Raw genomic sequence first — 1,793 nt, 5'->3', positions numbered from 1 at the left:
CCAGCCGGTCATTCAAATTAGAGAAATCGTATGCTTTTGCCTGCTTTTTATTGTGATTGGAAATGCGCTTCATTGTTTCTGGATCAAGCGACACAATTTTTTCAACAAAGCGATCAACGTCTCCAGGCTCAAACAAATACCCTTCTTCATCCTGGTGGATAATATCCGGAACAGCGCCAACGTTCGTCGAAAGAACGACAAGACCTGCAGCCATACCTTCAAGGTTAGAAAGCCCCAGCGCTTCAAAATAAGAAGGAAGGATGAACAGCTGTGCTTGTTCAAACTGCTCTACTTTTTCTTTGCCGGACATCGTACCGAGCAACTGAATGTTCAAATCGTTTGTCTCGATTTCCTGCTGCAGTTCTTTTTCTAAAGGTCCACTCCCCATCAGTTTGAAATCGATGGTTGGATCATCCTTCAGTTTCTTCGCCATTGCAATGATATCGCGCACTCCTTTATTGGCACCGAGCTTTCCGACAAACAGCACAGTTTTCTTGTCTTCAGGAAAAACAGGCTGGACGTCTTTAAATTCATTCGTGAAAATCGCGTTCGTAACTATTTCATAGCGTTCTTCCGGCACATCGAAGGTCTCGAGAAACTGCTTCTTCCATATCGGTGAAAGGCAGACGATTTTATCTGCACGAGCGAGGGTATCTTCGATCATCTGCTTTTTCTTCGGCGTGCTGTTTGCATAAAAGTCGAAGAATTTCCCGCTATGGACGTGCATGATGACAGGGTAGTTCAACGCTTTCGCTATTAATAGGAAGAAACGGCTTTTCGTAAAGGCTTTGAATCCAGCCGTATGGATATGAACCAATGCTGGATTCATACTTTTTAGCACGAAGAAAAATTTGAACAAAACGATCATGTTGTAGACGAGCTTGTTGAGTCGTTTGTTTTTCTTCGGGAAGATATTAAAGAATTGCAAATCATAATGATCGCTTGTGAACTTCTTCAATTGGCTTATAAAAACGGAAATCCCTCCAATAGGTGGAGGGAGTGGGCCGACATGAAGAACGGTTTGCTTTTTCATCAAAAATTCTCCTTATCGTAGGAAACGGTTTTAGCTGAGTTTCTGTTCACGTGCGTGCAGCAAGTTGATGATCATTAACACCATAGGAAGGGCAAGATAAATGTTGACCGCCGGAGCATACAGGACGTGTCCGGCTAAGAAAGCAATTCCTGTCCCCATTCCGATCGCTGCGAATAGTAAGACGTTTTCCGGTGTAATGACTCGAAGCGGCATCGTGAACAGCCGCTTGATAAATAAGAATGCAAGCAAGAAGAACGGCATGAACAATAATAAAGACCCGATGATTCCATATGAGAAAAATAAATCGAAAAAGTCCATCTCAATCAACTTACGGTTTTCTTTGTAATTTCCAGCGTAACCCATTCCGAAGGACTTTTGCACAATATCGGCATTCTTGTACTGCTCATACGTATTGGCGAAAAATAAATTTCTGGAGCTCAACAGAATTCGCAGCACTGGTGACTGGATCAATGAGACATCTTCATCAACATCGTCTTCATCAGGTGCTGGTTCCCCTTCTGGCGACATGCCACCCTCCGATTCTCCAGCGGCTTCGGCTTCCTTCTGCTTCGCTTTCTCCTCGCTGATTTTACTCACATCACCGCTCACATTCGTAACGGAAGGAGACAGTGGCGTCAGGCTGGCAAAAATAACAAGAAAGACGATCGACATGACCAAGCGCATATTGACGCGTTTGCTTTTCATTTTTCTAATAAGTGAGGCGAGCCACCAGATCACATAGCTGAATACGATAATGATG

General features: G+C 43.7%; 2 protein-coding genes. Both read right to left on the bottom strand.

Features of this window, described 5'->3' with window-relative positions; translation table 11 throughout:
* Positions 1 to 1,033, bottom strand: a 1,033-nt coding sequence (locus tag LD39_RS03540) for a glycosyltransferase family 4 protein (RefSeq protein WP_035542960.1), incomplete at its 3' end; no start/stop codon positions are given.
* A gap of 30 nt (positions 1,034 to 1,063) precedes the next feature.
* Positions 1,064 to 1,793 (bottom strand): O-antigen ligase family protein (locus LD39_RS03535; protein WP_035542959.1); only part of this gene is annotated, 730 nt, incomplete at its 5' end.

Source organism: Halobacillus sp. BBL2006 (assembly GCF_000786645.1).
Classification (GTDB): Bacteria; Bacillota; Bacilli; order Bacillales; family Halobacillaceae; genus Halobacillus.
This window is presented reverse-complemented; position numbering and strand designations above follow the sequence as displayed.